This is a genomic window from Rhodococcus sp. 06-470-2 (assembly GCF_002258235.1).
GTDB lineage: Bacteria > Actinomycetota > Actinomycetes > Mycobacteriales > Mycobacteriaceae > Rhodococcoides.
In genome coordinates, this window is the sequence record NZ_NOYB01000041.1 from 236,581 (window position 1) to 253,844 (window position 17,264).

Here is a 17,264-nt window from a genome sequence, read left to right on the forward strand (position 1 = left end):
CTCAGGCGCAGGTGGTTAGGGTGGAGGTATGTTCTCCAATTCCCCTCGAACATTCGTCGCCGACGCCCTCCGCGGCTTCGTCGCCGCCACCGACGACGTCGCCTGGCATGCCGACCCCGGCTACCTGACGCGTCGCTATCGCATCTCCGACGGCCAGGTCGCGCTGCTGTCCGGTGGGGGATCGGGCCATGAGCCGCTGCATGCCGGCTTCATCGGCCGCGGCATGCTCACCGGCGCGTGCCCGGGCCTGGTGTTCACCTCACCCAACGCCCTCCAGGTGCACGAGGCATCCAAGGCCGTGGACTCGGGCGGCGGCGTGGTCCACATCGTGAAGAACTACACCGGCGACGTGATGAACTTCAAGATCGCCCGAGAGTTGTTGCAGGAGGACGGCATTGTCGCCGACGTCGTTCTCGTCGACGACGACGTGGCCAGTGAGAGCGAGGACGGCCCTAGCCGCCGCGGCACCGCAGCGACCATCGTCGTCGAAAAGGTGTGCGGCGCAGCGGCAGAACGCGGAGACAGCCTGCAGGCGGTGGTCGCGCTTGGGCGTCGGACCGCGGAGAACGCACGCAGCATGGCCGTCGCGATGAATCCGCCCACATTGCCGGGAGCGGACGAACCGTCGTTCGACCTCCCGTCGGAGGAAATCGAACTCGGCATCGGCATCCACGGAGAACGCGGCACCGACCGGGTGCCGCGCCTGCCCGCCCAGGAGATCGTCGCGAAACTGACCGATCCCATCGTGGACTCGCTCGGGTTGAACTCGGGCGAATCGGTGATCGCGGTGGTCAACGGGCTCGGAGCAACGCATCCGCTGGAGCTGCATCTGCTGTTCGGTGAACTCTCGGAGTACCTGCACGGCAAAGGGATCGAGATCTCCCGCTCGCTCGTCGGCAGCTTCGTCACCGCGCTCAACATGGGTGGAGCCTCGATCACCCTCGTGCGCGCCGACGACGAGATGCTCGAGCTCTGGGACGCCCCCACCGACGCACCCGGTTGGCCCAACGCCCACAGCCGCGGCGTGAAGTCGGTGGGCGAACGTGGAGGCTTCGGGCCCTCGTTCGAGCCCTCCGACACCGGAGAGGTTTCGGCGTTCGCCTCGACGTGGATCGGGACTTGGGCGCAGCGGGTACTCGACGAAGAACCGGCCCTGACCGAGCTGGACCGCAAAGCAGGCGACGGCGACTTCGGAACCAACATGGTGGCCGCCCTCGAACAGCTCGATCTGGATGCCGTCAAGGACACCTATTCGGCAGCAACGGTATTCGAGGCCGTCAGTGAGGCCTACCTGGGCCACGCGGGCGGTACCTCGGGCGCGCTGTTCGGGATCTGGTTCCGCCAGTTCTACCGGACGATGCTCGAATCCGAGCCAGGTACTGCTGCCATCGCGGCCGCGGCCCGGGCAGGCCTGGACAGCATCACCGAACTCGGTGGCGCACGGGTAGGCGACAAGACGATGGTCGACGCCATCGCCCCTGCCGTCGATGCACTCGAGAAGGACGGCGGCACCCTGCAGCAGGCCGCGGACGCTGCGAAAACCGGAGCCGAATCGACCGAGGACATGACCGCCAACCGCGGCCGCGCCAGCTACGTCGGCGAGGCCGCGCGAGGCGTCGTCGACCCCGGTGCGCTGGTCATGGCCTGGTTCTTCGAGGCAGCTGCTAGCTCAGCGAACTGAGAAAGACCTCCGCGATCGCTTCGAGGCCGGCCTGATCGTCGGCGTCGAAGCGGTCGGGAACAGGGCTGTCCAGATCGAACACACCGATCAGGGTCTCGCCCTGGTACAGCGGTACGACGACCTCGGAGCGTGTATTGGCATCGCACGCGATGTGACCGGGGAAAGCGTGGACGTCGGCGACGCGCTGCGTCTCGCGGGTGGTCGCTGCTGCTCCGCAGACACCCTTGTCCAGGGCGATGCGCACGCAGGCGGGCTGACCCTGAAACGGCCCGACCACCAGTTCGGTGCCGTCGAACAGGTAGAAGCCGACCCAATTGACCTCGGGCAGAGCGTGATACACCAGCGCAGACAGGTTGGCGGCGTTGGCGACGAGGTTCGATTCCTCGAACACCAGGCCACGGGCCTGCTCGGTGAGCTGCTGATACTGCTCGACCTTGGATCCGTTCAGTTCGGTCGCGGTGAAAGACATGCGCCGAGTTTAAGCGCACACCCCAGCACCACCAGATACGCCGACATGCCGCCTACCTGTATCCGTTGCGCGATGCCGAGACCGTACTCACCGGGCAGATTGTCGGCGATCAGCAGCCACGCGGTAGCCAGTGTCGTCACGATCAGGACGGCCAGGCCCAGCGTGCGCAGCAGCGGGTAGAGCCGGTAGCGAAATGCGGCCACCGTGAACGCGATCATGACGGTGAAGATCGCGAACACCGCGATGGTGCTGGTCAGCGCATGCAGGTGATGGAGTTGCGGGAACAATCCGCTCGGCTCGATCGGACAGCTCGGATCGTCGGCCGCCACACACTCGAGGGGGAGTTTCGCGTCGGCGATGGTCGCAATGCCGAAGATGCCCGACGCCACCCAGCCGGTGACGACGAGCCGTCGTCGCGGGGTTGCCAGGAAGCCGAGAATCGCCGCGAGAATCATCAACGAACCCGTAACGACGTCTGCGGTGGAGAAGAATTCGCGGTACGGCTGATCGCGGGCGTCGAGTTCGCTGAGGAACGATGTGGTCGGGTCGAGACCGGTATCGAGGAAGAATTCGGCGACCCAGGCCGAGTACAGCAGGCCGGCGAGGATCAAGCAGATAGCCACTACGACGCGGCGGATATCCACGCCTTCGGTTCTCGAACGCACCGACCAAGGCTAGCCAGTGAGTACCTCGGCGGTTGCCACCGCCAGTGCGACGGCGGACTCGCAGCTGTCGGTCAGGACGGACAGTGTGGGAACCGTGCGGGCATAGCGCGCGGCAGCGTCGTCTTTCTCGGGCATGCCGAGCACGGGGTTGCCCAGCACGATGTCCGCGAAGCAGGACGAATCCGAGGCGCGTGTCTCGACGGTGTAGCCGCCCTGCTGGACGGGCTCGCTGTCGGTCGAACGCAGATCCGAGTCGACATACGTGAGCGTGACGTCGAGCATCGCCAGTGTGTCCTCGAACGTCGACGACGACGCCGTGAAGTGGCAACGGTACGGATCGGACGCGGGGTTCCAGCGGGCCACCGTCCAGGTTGCGGGCAGGTGTTCGAGGACGGCGCACGGGTCCTTCGTGGCCAGCGGAAGGTCGTACTTCGAGTCGGCCCGCAGTGGTGGATCGTCCAACAGGCTCAGTGCGGTCTCGGCGAAGGTTGTCGCCACTGCACACGCGTCGGCGACGGCCCGATCGACGTCGATCGTGGCAAAGCTACGACCGGATTCGGTGAGGAAGCCGTCCATGGCCCCGGTGGCGGCCCCGTCGAACTCGTCGCGCAGCGGAAAGCTGACGCGGCACTGCCCTTGCGACAGGTCGTGGAGATACACCTGTTCGCCGCCGATCGTGATCCGCTCGGAGTCCGGGTCGTCCGGCGTCGGCTGATATCCGTTCAGATCGATCGAGACGGAGTCGATGGCGCTCGAGTTCGCCGGGTTCAGACTGGCCGAGCACGTGCTCAATTCGCCGTCGGGGCGCAGTTGCACCACCGTGCCGAGCTCAGCGAGGTCGTTTTCGGTGAGAAAACCGCAGGGGTCGATACTGCGTACGAACGCCGCCGAGTCCGCGAGGTACCGGTCCGCCTCGGACAGCACGAATCCGTACCGGTTCTGCGGCGCACTGCTGACGGGGGAGGCGCTGCCGAGCAAGACCACCGCGCACCCGCTCGTCGATACGGCCATCGCCAGCGCTGTTGCCGCAAGCCACCAATTTCTACGCACCGTTTCCCCCGGAACTCGAATCAACCGATCATGGGGTTGGACGCGCGGGGGCCGGAGATGGTTTCAGTCTCCGGACAGGTTGTTTCAGTCTCCGGAAAGTTCGTCGACCACTCGATCGGCGGCCTCGGCGGGGTCCTCGTGTTCCCAGATTCGTACGACGCGCCAGCCCTCCGCGAGGAGCTTGTCGTCGGTGTCGCGATCGCGCGTGACGTTGGCCGCCAGTTTGTCGGCCCACCACTGCGCGTTGTTGCGGGGCTTGGTCGCGTGCACCGGGCAGCTGTGCCAGAAGCAACCGTCGACGTAGACCGCGACTTTGCGTTTGGGGAAGACCAGATCTGCTCGACGCCTCATGCCCTTCAACGGAGCTCGATCGACGAAGTAGCGCAGACCTCGACGGTGCAGTGCCTGCCGTAGCGCCACCTCGGGCTTGGTGTCGCGGCGTTTCTGCTTGCTCAGTCGCGCGCTGGTCCTGGCGTCGGTGGCGGGCCGGTCTCCGCTCACGCCGACACCCTCTCGGCGTACCCGCCCATGCGTTCGAGATGGGCGTCGAGGTCGTCGAGAAAGCCGTCGACGAAACGGAGATTGCCCGCTCTGGCGCGCTTGAGGAACCCGGCGGTCGCTCGCGCCGAGAGCAGCTTCGCGTCGTCCAGGAAATCGATCAGGTCCTCGTACGGCTCGTGCACCGGCATGGTCGTCACCGCGACCCGATAGCTGGTGCGGTCGCGTCCCCAGGCTGCGGTCGGCCAGGCCTGACCAGGCAGCAGAGCCGTATCGTTCGAGGCGTCGTACGGCTGGGGATCGTCGAGTGCGCTCGCCGCCCAGGACGCCATGCGCACACTGACGGCGTTGCCGACGAGCTTCCAGCGATGCCCGCTGCGGACGCCGGGCTGCTGGACGGCGGGCAGCGTCCACTCCGGATCGAATCCCTGCAGACGTTCGGCACCGATGATCCCGGGAGTGACGATCTCCCCGGACGGCAACCGAACCGCCGGCGGACTGGCTATGCCGAGCGAGGATCCGCCCTTGAGCGTCGGGACCGCATTGACGGCCCAGCCCAGCCCGCGAATGCCTTCGGTCCAGTAGAAGCCGCACGGCTGCGTGGCCGGGTCGCCGTCGGGTAGCGGTCCTGCATCCTGCGAGAACAGCACCTCGCGTGGATCGTCGGTACGCGAGGCCAGCATCACCACCCGCTGCCGACGCTGCGGCAACCCGAACGCGCGGGCGTCGACGACGCGGTATGCCCACATGTAACCGAGGTCCTCCAGCGCGTTGGTGATGTGTCGCATGGCCGCCCCACGGCCGAGCTGGAGCATGAACGGCACGTTCTCCATCAGCAGCCATCGCGGGCCGCGTCGACGCGAGACCAGCCGAAACACCTCGTCGACCAGGCCCGATCTGGCACCGGTGATGCCTGCGGTGCGTCCGGCCTGCGACAGGTCCTGACACGGGAAGCCGGCTGCGACGAGTTCGGTGTCGGCGGGCAGGCCTCGAAGAGTGGTGACGTCGGTGTGCAGGGGCACCTCGGGCATGCGCGCTTTCAGGACGGCCCCGGCTCCGGGATCGATCTCGCACAGCAACTGCGTCGTCCATCCGGCATCGGCCAGTCCCAGCTCGAGGCCGCCGATCCCCGCGAACAACCCGACCATCGACCGTGCGCTCACGTATGCCCTTCCCTTGCCCGACGGCCCTACGTTACTCGAGAGTCGGTTCGCTTGACCTCGACCGAGCTCGAGGTTTCACACTGGAATGCGAGGGCCGAAAAATCGGTTGGAAACTGAGCCTGTGCAATGAAAGCATTCGAGCACAGCAATAAGGAGAAGAACTGTGTCTACGGGTGTGCTCGATCCCGAAACCCGAACCCTCGATCAGCCATACCCGGACACCGCGAAGCCGCCCAGCTCGCTGCGCCGTTTCGCGCCGTTTCTGCTGCCGTACAAGTGGTTCTACATCGCCTCGATCGTGGTCTCGCTGATCGCCACCATGACCGGTCTGGTGATACCGCTGGTGATGCAACGCGTCATCGACGGGCCCATCACCGATCGCAATTTCTCGGCCGTCTGGTGGCCCGCGGCGTTCGTCCTGTTGCTCGGCACCATCGATGCACTCGGCATCTGGGTTCGCCGTTACCTGGTCTCCCGCCCGTCGAGTCAGTTCGAGATCTCAGCGCGTGCAACAGTATTCGACAAACTCCAGCGACTGTCGGTCGCGGCTCACGAGAGCTGGGAATCGGGTCAGCTGCTTTCTCGTGCCATCGCAGACCTCGGTTCGCTGCGGCGGTTCATGGCCTTCATCGGCCCGTTCATCATCATCAACGCCGTCACACTGGTCGCAGGCATCGGCGTACTGCTGGTGCAGTCATGGCAATTGGGACTGATCATGCTGGCGACGTCGGTACCGCTGGTGATCGCCTGCACCAAGTTCGAGACGCTCTATCGCGTCGTGGCCCGCGACGCTCAGGATCAGGCTGGCGACGTCACGACGACGGTCGAAGAGTCCATCCAGGGTATTCGTGTCCTCAAGGCGTTCGGTCGAAGTGCGCACTTGGGCAAGCAGTTTCTGCGTCAGGCCCGCACATTGCGGGGCACCGAGCTGAAGAAGGTGCGCTACCTGGCGATCATCTGGGCGGTGATCGTCGGGCTGCAGCCGATCACCATCGGCGCGATCCTCGCCGTAGGCACGTACTCCATCGTCCAGGGCACCATGACGGTCGGCACCCTCGTCGCCGCCATCGCCATCGTCACCTTCCTGCTGTGGCCGATCGAGTCCTTCGGGTATCTCCTGGCCGAGCTGAACAACGCCCGCACGGCGGCGGATCGGTACTGGGAGATCATGGATACTCCCGAAACCGTGACCGATCCGGACAATCCCGTCGAACTACCCGAAAAGATCCGTGGCCGAGTGCAATTCGATCGCGTCGGATTCACCTTCCCCGACGCGTCCGTACCGCTTCTCAAGGACGTCAGCTTCGTCGTCGAGCCGGGGGAGACCGTCGCGCTGGTCGGCAACACCGGTAGCGGAAAGACCGCGCTGACGAACCTCGTACCCCGGCTGTTCGACGCCACCGAGGGCTCCATCACCATCGACGGAATCGACGTGGCCTCGATGCGGTTGGCCGATCTGCGGTCGATCGTCACGGTGGCGTTCGAGGATCCGGTGCTGTTCTCGGCCAGTGCGCGCGAGAACATCGCGCTCGGTTCGCCCGGAGCCTCCGATGCCGAGGTCGCCGAGGCGTTGGAGATCGCGCACGCAACGGATTTCGTCGAGCAGTTGCCGTGGGGCCTGGCCACTCGCATCGGTGAGCAGGGAATGAGCCTGTCCGGTGGGCAGCGGCAGCGGCTCGCACTGGCGCGGGCGGTGCTGGGCAAGCCCCGGGTACTGGTGCTCGACGACCCGCTGTCTGCGCTCGACGTGGACACCGAAGCCAAAGTGCAGAAGGAATTACGACGCGTGTTGGCGCACTCGACGACACTGCTGGTGGCGCACCGGCCGTCGACCGCTGCCTTGGCCGACCGCGTGCTGTATCTCGAGAACGGACGAATTGTGGAGCAGGGAACACACGAGGGACTGCTGGCGTCGTCGCCGCGGTACCGCGAAGTGATGGGGTCGATTCATGGCTGAGCAAACCGCAGCCGCGGATTGGCGCGGCGTCGGCGGCGAGGAATCGGAGGTCGACGCAACCGGAAACCTGGTGTTGGCCGGGCGTTCTCGCCGGTTGCTCGCCTCGTTGGTTCGGCCGTACAAGAAGCAGGCCCTGCTGTCGTTCCTGATCATTCTGGTCGACAACATCACCTACGTTGCCGGTCCGCTGTTCATCGCCTATGCGCTGGACAACGGTGTCGGCGCTGCAGCACAGGGTGATTGGGCTCCGTTGCTGTGGGCGATCGGCGGCTACACCGGCTTCGGTCTGCTCGGGATGCTCACCACCTACGCCTTCCTCACCGTCTCCGGTCGGCTGAGTCAGAACATCCTGTACGACCTGCGCGGTCGGGTGTTCGACCATGCCCAGAAGCTGAGCCTGTCGTTCCACGAGAAGTACACCTCGGGACGGTTGATCTCGCGTCTGACCAGCGATGTCGAATCCCTGCAGACGCTGCTCGAAAGTGCGCTCAACGATGCTCTGACGGCCATCCTGTCGATGGTGTCGATCGCGATCATCCTGGTGTACCTCGACGTTCCGATGGCGATGATCGTGCTGGCCGGATTCGTTCCGCTGGTCCTCGTCACCCGGTGGTCGCAGCGTCGACAACGCCAGGGATACCGTCGAACACGGGTGGCGATCGCCCGCGTCGTGGTTCATTTCGTCGAATCCATGGGCGGTATCCGTGCGGTACAGGTGTTCCGGCGCGAGGGCCGCAACGACGCGATTCTGAGCACCGAGGATTCGGAGTACCGCGACGCCACCACCGCAGCGCTGCGCGGGATGGCGAGCTACACCGGCATCGTGCGCTGGATCGGCAACGTCACGCTCGCGATCATCCTGGTGTTCGGTAGCTGGCGAGTGATCAACGGCCACATGGACATCGGTGTGCTCGCCGCCTACGTATTGTATCTGCGCCGGTTCTACGGACCTCTCGACGAGCTGGCAATGGTCTTCAACGCCTACCAATCCGCTGCGGCTGCACTGGAGAAGATCTCCGGGGTACTTGAGGAAGAACCGTCGGTGACAGCGCCGACGAACCCGGTGGAGATCGGAACAGCCAAGGGCGACATCACGTTCGACGATGTGCACTTCTCGTACGGCTCCGAGCGCGTTGTGCTGCCCGAGTTCTCGTTGCACGTGCCCGCAGGCCAGGTGGTTGCGATGGTCGGGGCCACCGGAGCCGGAAAGTCGACACTGGCAAAGCTGTTGGCGCGTTTCTACGATCCGACGGCCGGAGCCGTGCGACTCGACGGCATCGACATGCGGGACATCAGCGACGTGGACCTACGCCGCAACGTCGTCATGGTGACGCAGGAATCGTTCCTGTTCTCCGGTTCGGTGGCGGACAACATCCGTCTCGGACGCCCGACGGCGACCGATGCGGACGTGCGGGCTGCGGCCGACGCCGTCGGATTGACCGAGTTCATCGCGTCGCTGCCCGACGGCATCGACACCGACGTACGCAAGCGCGGTGGCCGATTGTCCTCGGGTCAAAGGCAATTGGTGGCCTTCGCGCGGGTGTTCCTCGCTGCGCCGTCGGTGATCGTGCTCGACGAGGCAACATCGAGCCTCGACATCCCGAGTGAGCGGCTGGTGCAGCGCGCGCTCGAGACCATCCTGCAGGGACGAACGGCGCTGATCATCGCGCACCGACTCTCGACGGTGGCCATCGCGGATCGAGTACTCGTCATGGCCGACGGAAACATCGTCGAGGACGGAACCCCCGCGGACCTCATCGCGGGAGAGGGACGCTTCGCTCACCTGCACGAGGCGTGGGAGGACTCGCTCGTCTAGGTGCCGTGGTTCAGGTCCACGGAGTGATCGGCGGCTTGACCCACATGATCTTCTCGTCGGCGTGCTGGGGCATCGCACCGTCGTGGCCCGGGTGTTCGGCCGCCCACACGGATTTACGGTCGAGCAACTCGGCCACGATGGTCCACGTCTCCATCGTGCTCGGCGGATGCAGGTCGGCAGCGCGGGCCAGCTTCCGGCGGACCGCGTCGGTGAGGTCGAGTAGCTCGGCACCGGTGATGCCGCGATCCCACACATAGCGCGCCAGAGCCTTCGCCTTGTCCTGCCGACTCTTCGCAGCCTGTTCGGAGTGCGCGAAATCGAACTGCCCGCCGCCCGCGTTCTCTGTCGTCACGGGCACAACATTAATGAACTGCGAGAAAAGGCACGTCCGCTTGATCTTCTGGGGGCCTCGTCGCCTACCGTAGGTGGGTGATCACTCAAGCATCGGGTGCAGAGCAAGTCTCCATCCCCGCGACCGATTCCACAGACGCGAAAACCTGGCCGTCGATCCTGACGTGGCGAGCGCACGACGTTCCCCGCATGGAGTCCGTGCGGGTCCAGCTCTCGGGCAACCGCATCAAGGCTGCCGGACGCATCATCGGTGGCGCGTGCAGCGATCACCCCGCCTTCAGTGCGTCCTACGACCTGGTGACCGACGAATACGGCGTCACCAAGAGGCTCTCGGTGCGCACATCTCTCGCGTCCGGTGACCGCCAGGCCTCCGTCAGCCGTGACGACGAGGGCTACTGGATGGTGGAGAACAGCACCAGCCATCAGCGCTCGACCTACAGTGGCGCGCTCGACGTCGACATGGTGCTCAGCCCATTCTTCAACACTCTGCCGATCCGTCGATTCGGTCTGCACACCCAGGTCCAGGACCTCGAGGTGCCCACGGTGTACGTGAACCTGCTCGACCTCAGCATCCAGGAAGCCACGCTGACCTACAGCAGTGGTTCCGAGGGAATTCACGTCATCTCACCGGTCTCGACGTCGTCCGTCACGGTCGACGCCGACGGTTTCGTTCTCGACTACCCGGGACTGGCCGAGCGAATCTGACGTACGACGCCACCGCGTCGACCCGCGTCCTGCAGTTTTTCCCGCCACCCCGGTTCGCCCGGGGTGATGTCGGTGATCTCGAAGCGTTGATGCTGCTCGTACTGCAGGCGCGCCGTGTTTCCGGCCTCGACCAGTGATTTCGTCGAACCTTCGTCGAGTTCTTCGCGCGCTGCCGTGAGTGCGTCCAGTGCCTCGTCCAGCGCCGTCCGCAGAGCGGCGGCGTTGCCCTCGGTCATCGCCCGAACGAGATTCGGCGACGAGGAGGCCACCCGCGTCCCGTCCCGAAACGAGCCCGCAGCCAGGCCCAACGCCAGCGGTCCACCTGCCGCGCCCACGATCGCGAGTGTCTCGGCCAGCACGTGCGGCAGATGAGAAATTCTGGCGACGGCGCGATCGTGCTCGACGCTCTCGGCCGGCACCACCACCGAGCCGCAGTCGAGGGCGAGCCGGGCCACCCGAACCCACACGTCGGCGTCGACTCCCGGGTCGGTGGACACCACCCACACCGCGTCGGTGAACAGTGTCGGATCGGTGGCCGACCACCCCGAGTGGTTGGTGCCGGCCATGGGATGTCCCCCGACGTAGCGTGCCTGCAAACCCTGCGCCTCGACCGCGGCCGCCATCTCGGCCTTGACGCTGACGACATCGGTCAGCGGAGCTGTGGGGGCATGCTCGGCGACAGCAGTCAGAATCGACTGGACGGCAGGCATCGGAACGGCGACGACGATCAACGCGTCCTGGGCTGCGGCCCTGCTCAGTGCTGCTACCAGATCGGTGCCGACGTCGTATCCATCGGCCACAGCACCTGCAATCGCGTCGGCCGATCGGTTCCATCCCCATACCGGACGGCCCGCATCGTGTGCCGCGCGCAGGATCGACCCACCGATCAGTCCGAGCCCCAGAACGCACACCGAAGAAGAAGTCACCCGATCAGATTGGCACAGGTGGTTGACGTCGATCGGACGTGGACTTCGAATACAGGCCCCTACCGGACTACCGTTGCGCGCATGGCCGCACAGCGCGCGAACAACAACCGCGCATCCGCACCGGAATACGACGACCTCGAGGGATTCGGCGTTGCAGTTGTCCGAGAGGAAGGCAAGTGGACCGTCACGCCGCTGTCCGACGACGCACTGACCAGTCTGTCGGCGGCAGAGACCGAATTGCGTGAGCTGCGCAGTTCTGGAGCGGTGTTCGGAATGCTCGACGTGGACGAGGAATTCTTCGTCATCCTGCGTCCCGCACCGAACGGCACCCGACTGTTGCTGTCCGACGCGGTCGCCGCCGTCGACTACGAAATCGCCGCGGACGTCCTCGATGCGTTGAACATCGAGATCCCCGACGTCGACCCCGACGAACTCGACGACATCGAACCCTTCGAGGAGGGTGACCTCGCGTTGCTGGCCGATCTCGGACTCCCCGAAGCTGTGCTCGGCATCATCGTCGCCGAGACCGACGACTACCCCGACGAGCAGCTGCAGTCCATCGCCGAACGCCTGGGCTTCGAGGACGAGTTCACCGCAGCGGTGAACAAGCTGCGGCGGTAGTCCGTGTCGGTATCCGACGCGGACATGATCCGCGCAGCGCTGGCGGCTGCCGCCGAGGCGTCGGATGCCGACGTCCCCGTCGGAGCCGTCGTGTTCGACGCCTCCGGACGTGAGATCGCCCGAGCCTGCAATGCGCGGGAGGCGTCGGGCGACCCCACCGGACACGCTGAAGTGATCGCCCTGCGTCGAGCAGCGGCCGTGCACGGGGACGGCTGGCGACTCGAAGGCTGCACCCTGGCCGTCACCTTGGAACCATGCACGATGTGCGCCGGGGCGCTGGTGCTCGCTCGCGTCGGAGCCGTGGTGTTCGGAGCGTGGGAACCCAAGACCGGGGCCGTCGGGTCGCTGTGGGACGTGGTGCGAGACCGTCGACTCACCCATAGACCGCAGGTGCGCGGCGGCGTGTTGGAAGCCGAATGCGCCGAAGTGTTGACCAGGTTCTTCGCTCGCCAGAGATAACGATCCCGTCTCGAGGTGAGGGGCGAGGTGGCCGGGTCCGTCGGTTTTCAGGAGTGTGGAGAGCAGGGGTGCGACGACGCGCTCCAACCTCTGCGAAGGAGAGCACTATGGGAATCGGCGACAAGATCTCGAACAAGACCGAAGACCTCGGCGGCAAGGCAAAGGAAGCCGCTGGTTCGGCCACCGGAGACAAGGACCTCGAAGCAGAGGGCAAGGGCGACCAGACCTCGGCAGCAGTCAAGGACGGCGTCGAGAAGGTCAAGGACGCAGCCTCGAACATCAAGGACAAGCTCACCGGCAACTAGTCACCGGAGTGGAGCCTGCGGAATGACCGATGGATTTGCGTGCTGAGCAGGCGATTTAGCCTCAGGCCGTCATTCCGGTACAGTCTTCTGCGGTGGCGTGTCCGAGCGGCCTAAGGAGCACGCCTCGAAAGCGTGTGACGGGTAATCCCCGTCCGAGGGTTCAAATCCCTCCGCCACCGCCAAAACTCCCCACCCGATCCGTCGGGTGGGGAGTTTTTTTGTGTGCGCAGTCTGGGGTGGGGTTCAGCCGCAAACGCGCGCGCATTCGTCGGTTGCGTGCGGATTCGCCACCGATTCGGGTCTATTTCACGCGCACCTGGCAAGTGCGCGCGCGTTTGCGGGATGGGTGGGCGGGAATGGGCGCGGGCCAGGCCGGGCACCGAACCGCAGCGACTCACATGCTCAGCATTGCCCCGCACCCGCGGCGTCGAGTCCCCGCAGAATTTCGGTCTGATCGCCGGGTGGCACGTCGTTCCAGCTCGGCGCGGTGGTCATTTCGTTGCGCAGACCCTCGACCGACTTGGCGCGATCGGAGATTCCGGTTTGCTCGAGCGCATCGATCGACGGCAGAAACTGTGTACAGGTCTGCTGGTAGAGCGCTTCACCGGTGACGCCGGAGGTCGCGTCGGTCGGAGCTGCAGGCTCGGCAGCGGGCGGTAACTCGGACGCAGGAGCGGGCTCGGGTGAGGGCGCGTCGACCGTGGTGGTCGCGGGGACAGTCGTGGAAGTCGCAGTGGTCGTCGTCGCTGCGGCGACGGTGGTGCTCGACGCTTCCTCGCTCGACGGGTCGTTGCTGCATCCGGCAATCGAGACGGCCACGATCAGCCCGAGCAATCCGGTCGCGATTTTTCCGTTCATCGCAACTGTGTACCACCCCGGCGGAACCACCGACGTCAGAGCAGGGTCTGCGCACGTCCGGTGATGGTGCTCAGCGCCGTCGACCAGGCGAGGTTCTTCGGGTCGAGGAATGCTCCGTGCCCCGCTCCTGGCAGGACGACGAGCTCGGGGTCGGTGCTGCCCGCCTTCGTCGATGCGTCGATGTAGACGCGGCTCTGGTTCACCGAGACGGTCTGATCGGCGTCACCGTGCAGCGCAGTGAGCGGAACGTCGAGGGGGAGGTATTCGATGGGGGAGGCGATCTCGTAGCGTCCGGGCACCTCGTTCGGCATGCCGCCGAGGAAGGCAGGCACGAACTTGTCGCCGCCGATGTCGGCTGCCCGCTTCATGTCGAAGACGCCGGCCATGATGGTGGCGCTGCGTGGTCGGATCTTCGGTTCCGCGCCCGGCGCGTCGACCGGCATGAGGTGTCGAGCCGCGACCCATGCAGCGAGTTGGCCGCCTGCCGAGTGTCCGGCGACGTGGACGCGATCGAGATCGAGCCGACCATCGGCAGCATTCTGGACGACGGTTGCCAGTGCCTCGGTGGCGTCGTCGACGTCGGAGAGGGTGTTGGCCCAGTTGTTCGGCCCGCGTCGGTATTCGACGTTCCACACGGCGATGCCTTCGTCGGCGATGGCCGTCGACATCTGCTGGAAGTACGACAGGTCGAGGTCTTCCTGCCATCCGCCGCCGTGAATCATCACCACCACCGGGAGGGAGGTGGCGTTGTTGTCGGGGAGGTACAGGTCGCCGATGTTGTCCGGTTCGTATCCGTAGTTCAGTCGAATGGGATCCCCGGCCGGGCCCGATACCGGTTGCAGCGCAGCCGAATACGTCTCTGCGGTACTCGGTGAGGAGTCGGTGTCGGCCGAGCTGCAGCCGACCAGCGCGACCGCCAGCAGGCCGGAGAGGAAGTGGCGACGATTCACGCGTGCCGATCCGTCCAGTCGAGCAGTTCGGTGAGCGGCCAGGTGTTGATCACGCGCTCCGCGGGGACGCCGCGCTCTTCGGCTCGGATGCAGCCGTAGCCCTGCCAGTCGAGCTGTCCGGGTGCGTGCGCGTCGGTGTCGATGGAGAACAGGCAGTCGCGCTCGAGGGCGATGTCGATCAGTCGCTCCGGGGGATCCTGGCGCTCGGGTCTGGCGTTGATCTCCACTGCGGTGCCGAACTGGCGGCATCCCTCGAACACCACGGGGGCGTCGAACGTCGATTCGGGTCGGGTTCCGCGGCCACCCTCGACGAGCCGTCCGGTGCAGTGACCGAGTACGTCGACATGCGGGTTGGCGATGGCGGTGACCATACGTTTGGTCATGGTCTTGGAGTCGGCTCGCAGGTTCGAGTGCACGCTCGCCACCACCACGTCCAGCTCTGCGAGCAGACCCTCGTCCTGGTCGAGCGATCCGTCGTCGAGAATGTCGACTTCGATTCCGGTGAGGATGCGGAACGGTGCGAGCCGCTCGTTGAGTTCGGCGATGACGTCGAGTTGTGCGCGCAGACGCTCGGCGGTGAGACCGTTGGCGACCTTGAGGCGTGGGGAATGGTCGGTGAGAGCGCAGTACTGGTGACCGAGCCTCGCGGCGGTGCGCATCATCTCCTCGATGGGGCTGCCGCCGTCGGACCAGTTGGAATGGGTATGCAGATCGCCCTTCAATGCACCGCGAAGTTCGTTGTCTCCGATGGGTTCTGCCGCGTCTCGTTGCTCGCGGAGATAGTCCGGGACGTCCTGAGTCAGTGCCTGGCGAATGATCAGCGAGGTCTTGGCTCCGATGCCCATCAGCGAGGACCAGCTGTCTGCCTTCTCGTGCTCGGATTGTTGTGCGGGCGTGAGGGATTCGACCACATCTGCGGCCCGACGGTAGGCCTTGACTCGATGGGTGTCCGAGCGGGAGCGTTCGAGCCAGAAGCCGATCTCTCGAAGTGCGTCCACCGGATCCATGCGGTCCATTGTGCCTGGCGGTACCGACACGTGTTCACGGGGTAAACGGACAAAACTCTCAGGGACTTACCAGGTCGCTCACTCCCCATAGGCTTGAAGCTGCAACTACCATCGGCAGTCATGACCAAGAAATGGTGGATTGTCGGCGCGATCGTCGTTGTCGTAGTGGCGCTCGGACTGTATTTCGGCCCCAAGATCTATGCCTCGTTCGAGGGCGACGACGCACCGGCGGCAACCGTGTCGACCTCCGGCGCGCAGGCCGCGACCACACAGGACATCGACGGACGGTGGATCGTCACTCCGGGCGACGCCGCCAACACGACTGCCGCGGGCTACACCGTCGACGAGTTGTTGAACGGGTCCGATGTCACGGTCGTCGGGTCGACGACCGAAGTCGCGGGCAACGTCGTCATAGCCGACAACACGCTCACCGAGGGACAGGTGGTCGTCATGACCAACTCGATCAGCACCGACAGCGACCGTCGCGACAGTCAGTTCCGCGGCAATATCTTCGACACCGCGACCTATCCGACGGCGACGTTCAACATCGACTCGCCGATCGATCTGTCCGCACTGCCCAAGGACGGCACCACCATGACGGTCACCGCCGAGGGCACGTTGACGCTCAAGGATCAGACACGTCCGGTCTCGGTGGAGATGGAAGTGCTGCAGTCCGGCGACACGCTCATCGCGTCGGGTGCCATTCCGACGACGTGGACCGACTACCAGATCGAGCCGCCGTCACTCGGCTTCGTCACCGTCGATCCGTCCGGGACCATCGATTTCCTGATCAATCTGAATCAGCAGTAGCGGGTTCTCGCGCGGGCTCGGGCGTCCATCCCGGCGGTCCGACGAGATATCCGATGCGTTCCTTCCATGACCGCGATGCCGCAACATCCCGCGCGATGTTGCGGTATTCGTGTGTCTGGAGGGTCCAGATGTTGAACGTGTCGACGGGCTTGGTGAGTCCGTAGTTGGGGCGCTCGACCTCCTCGGCGTAGGTGCCGAACAGGCGGTCCCAGATGATGAGGATGCCGCCGTAGTTCTTGTCGAGATACTGCGGATCGCGGCCGTGATGGACGCGGTGATGCGAGGGCGTGTTGAAGACGTACTCGAACGGACGCGGCAGCCGGTCGATGCGCTCGGTGTGCACCCAGAACTGGTAGACGAGGTTGATCGAGAATCCGACGAACACCATCCACGGCGGCATGCCCAACAGGGGCAGCGGTAGCCACATGATGACCTCGCCGCTGTTGTTCCACTTCTGTCGCAGCGCCGCGGCGAAGTTGAAGTACTCGCTCGAATGGTGGGACTGATGCGTCGCCCAGATGATGCGGGTCCGATGCGCGATGCGGTGATATCCGTAGAACAGCAGGTCGACGCCCAGGATCAGGATCACCCACGTGTACCAGGCGTCGGCCGGAAGATGCCACGGCGCGACGTAGACGTAGATCGCCGTGTAGGCGACGAGGGCGAGCGCCTTCCATGCCGTGGTGGTCGCGATGGACACCAGTCCCATGCTCAGGCTCGAGCGCGCATCCCTGGCGGAATAGCTACCTCGTTCACCGTCCTCGAGCTTCGCGGCCGCGATCCACTCGATCGCCAACAACAGTGCGAACGCGGGAATGGCCAGGGCCACGGGATCGCGCAGCGGTTCGGGGAGTGCATTCCACGCCGAACCGATCCACTCGCTCATCGAAACCTCCTGCGTGACAGTTAGAGGTTGAGTGTAACGCTTTTCTGTTCGGTTTCCCCAGGGCTCGTACCGTGGAGGACGGCGCAC

At 65.3% G+C, this 17,264-nt stretch carries 19 protein-coding genes and 1 tRNA gene; 9 read left to right on the top strand and 11 right to left on the bottom strand.

The window, feature by feature from the left end; all coding sequences use genetic code 11:
• Positions 1-28 precede the first annotated feature (28 nt).
• Complete coding sequence (gene dhaL / locus CH276_RS24440) at positions 29-1,681, top strand: dihydroxyacetone kinase subunit DhaL (RefSeq protein ID WP_094632046.1); 1,653 nt, start codon at positions 29-31, stop codon at positions 1,679-1,681.
• On the opposite strand, the gene CH276_RS24445 is transcribed toward dhaL, so the two are convergent.
• The 5 genes from CH276_RS24445 to CH276_RS24465 form a co-directional block, all read right to left on the bottom strand.
• Positions 1,665-2,150: a GAF domain-containing protein gene (locus CH276_RS24445; RefSeq protein ID WP_045198226.1), complete on the bottom strand. Its 486-nt coding sequence runs from the start codon at positions 2,148-2,150 to the stop codon at positions 1,665-1,667. The two genes, dhaL and CH276_RS24445, sit on opposite strands and share 17 nt — an antisense overlap.
• Positions 2,126-2,815 (bottom strand): DUF998 domain-containing protein, encoded by a 690-nt coding sequence (locus CH276_RS24450; protein WP_230596767.1) that lies wholly within the window; start codon positions 2,813-2,815, stop codon positions 2,126-2,128. The genes CH276_RS24445 and CH276_RS24450 overlap by 25 nt, the downstream gene beginning before the upstream one ends.
• A gap of 9 nt (positions 2,816-2,824) precedes the next feature.
• The gene (locus CH276_RS24455) at positions 2,825-3,865 is read right to left on the bottom strand and encodes a hypothetical protein (RefSeq protein ID WP_141214777.1); all 1,041 of its coding nucleotides are present in this window, start codon (positions 3,863-3,865) and stop codon (positions 2,825-2,827) included.
• Positions 3,866-3,949: 84 nt separating this feature from the next.
• The gene (locus CH276_RS24460) at positions 3,950-4,366 is read right to left on the bottom strand and encodes a very short patch repair endonuclease (RefSeq protein WP_094632050.1); all 417 of its coding nucleotides are present in this window, start codon (positions 4,364-4,366) and stop codon (positions 3,950-3,952) included.
• Positions 4,363-5,511, bottom strand: coding sequence for a DNA cytosine methyltransferase (locus CH276_RS24465; protein ID WP_176459437.1), 1,149 nt, complete (start codon positions 5,509-5,511; stop codon positions 4,363-4,365). The genes CH276_RS24460 and CH276_RS24465 overlap by 4 nt, the downstream gene beginning before the upstream one ends.
• Positions 5,512-5,689: 178 nt before the next feature.
• Here CH276_RS24465 and CH276_RS24470 point away from each other — a divergent pair, with 178 nt between their 5' ends.
• Together CH276_RS24470 and CH276_RS24475 are read left to right on the top strand one after the other, a co-directional pair.
• The gene (locus CH276_RS24470; RefSeq protein ID WP_094632054.1) at positions 5,690-7,483 is read left to right on the top strand and encodes an ABC transporter ATP-binding protein; all 1,794 of its coding nucleotides are present in this window, start codon (positions 5,690-5,692) and stop codon (positions 7,481-7,483) included.
• Positions 7,476-9,299: an ABC transporter ATP-binding protein gene (locus CH276_RS24475; RefSeq protein WP_094632056.1), complete on the top strand. Its 1,824-nt coding sequence runs from the start codon at positions 7,476-7,478 to the stop codon at positions 9,297-9,299. The genes CH276_RS24470 and CH276_RS24475 overlap by 8 nt, the downstream gene beginning before the upstream one ends.
• Positions 9,300-9,309: 10 nt before the next feature.
• Here CH276_RS24475 and CH276_RS24480 read toward each other — a convergent pair whose 3' ends face one another.
• Positions 9,310-9,651 carry a hypothetical protein gene (locus tag CH276_RS24480; RefSeq protein WP_094632203.1) on the bottom strand — a complete coding sequence of 114 codons (342 nt, stop codon included), beginning with the start codon at positions 9,649-9,651 and terminating at the stop codon, positions 9,310-9,312.
• 188 nt (positions 9,652-9,839) lie between these two features.
• Between CH276_RS24480 and CH276_RS24485 the strand changes: the two genes are divergently transcribed.
• A complete protein-coding gene (locus CH276_RS24485; RefSeq protein ID WP_032395594.1) occupies positions 9,840-10,355 on the top strand; it encodes a putative glycolipid-binding domain-containing protein in 516 nt (171 codons plus the stop codon).
• On the opposite strand, the gene CH276_RS24490 is transcribed toward CH276_RS24485, so the two are convergent.
• On the bottom strand, positions 10,328-11,299 hold the full coding sequence (locus tag CH276_RS24490) for a prephenate dehydrogenase (protein WP_094632205.1): 972 nt from the start codon (positions 11,297-11,299) through the stop codon (positions 10,328-10,330). The two genes, CH276_RS24485 and CH276_RS24490, sit on opposite strands and share 28 nt — an antisense overlap.
• 63 nt (positions 11,300-11,362) lie before the next feature.
• Between CH276_RS24490 and CH276_RS24495 the strand changes: the two genes are divergently transcribed.
• The 4 genes from CH276_RS24495 to CH276_RS24510 all read left to right on the top strand — a co-directional run bounded on the left by CH276_RS24495 (position 11,363) and on the right by CH276_RS24510 (position 12,848).
• On the top strand, positions 11,363-11,902 hold the full coding sequence (locus CH276_RS24495) for a tRNA adenosine deaminase-associated protein (protein WP_094632207.1): 540 nt from the start codon (positions 11,363-11,365) through the stop codon (positions 11,900-11,902).
• A 24-nt stretch (positions 11,903-11,926) separates the two neighbouring features.
• Complete coding sequence (locus tag CH276_RS24500; protein WP_045198239.1) at positions 11,927-12,361, top strand: nucleoside deaminase; 435 nt, start codon at positions 11,927-11,929, stop codon at positions 12,359-12,361.
• A 107-nt stretch (positions 12,362-12,468) separates the two neighbouring features.
• Positions 12,469-12,666, top strand: a complete 198-nt coding sequence (locus CH276_RS24505; RefSeq protein ID WP_032395366.1) for a CsbD family protein — start codon at positions 12,469-12,471, stop codon at positions 12,664-12,666.
• Positions 12,667-12,757: 91 nt separating this feature from the next.
• Positions 12,758-12,848 (top strand) — tRNA-Ser (locus CH276_RS24510).
• Positions 12,849-13,068: 220 nt separating this feature from the next.
• On the opposite strand, the gene CH276_RS24515 is transcribed toward CH276_RS24510, so the two are convergent.
• Genes CH276_RS24515 through CH276_RS24525 form a run of 3 tightly spaced genes read right to left on the bottom strand, consistent with a single transcriptional unit; the run spans position 13,069 to position 15,481 of the window.
• A complete protein-coding gene (locus CH276_RS24515; protein WP_094632058.1) occupies positions 13,069-13,524 on the bottom strand; it encodes a hypothetical protein in 456 nt (151 codons plus the stop codon).
• Between the two features lie 35 nt (positions 13,525-13,559).
• Positions 13,560-14,474, bottom strand: a complete 915-nt coding sequence (locus CH276_RS24520) for an alpha/beta hydrolase family protein (protein WP_032395348.1) — start codon at positions 14,472-14,474, stop codon at positions 13,560-13,562.
• Positions 14,471-15,481, bottom strand: coding sequence for a PHP domain-containing protein (locus tag CH276_RS24525; protein WP_094632209.1), 1,011 nt, complete (start codon positions 15,479-15,481; stop codon positions 14,471-14,473). Before CH276_RS24525 ends, CH276_RS24520 begins: the two co-directional genes overlap by 4 nt.
• A 120-nt stretch (positions 15,482-15,601) precedes the next feature.
• Between CH276_RS24525 and CH276_RS24530 the strand changes: the two genes are divergently transcribed.
• Positions 15,602-16,291 carry a YceI family protein gene (locus tag CH276_RS24530; protein WP_032395347.1) on the top strand — a complete coding sequence of 230 codons (690 nt, stop codon included), beginning with the start codon at positions 15,602-15,604 and terminating at the stop codon, positions 16,289-16,291.
• Here the strand turns inward: CH276_RS24530 and CH276_RS24535 are convergent.
• On the bottom strand, positions 16,272-17,177 hold the full coding sequence (locus CH276_RS24535; RefSeq protein WP_045198246.1) for a sterol desaturase family protein: 906 nt from the start codon (positions 17,175-17,177) through the stop codon (positions 16,272-16,274). The genes CH276_RS24530 and CH276_RS24535 overlap by 20 nt on opposite strands.
• Positions 17,178-17,264: the final 87 nt, after the last annotated feature.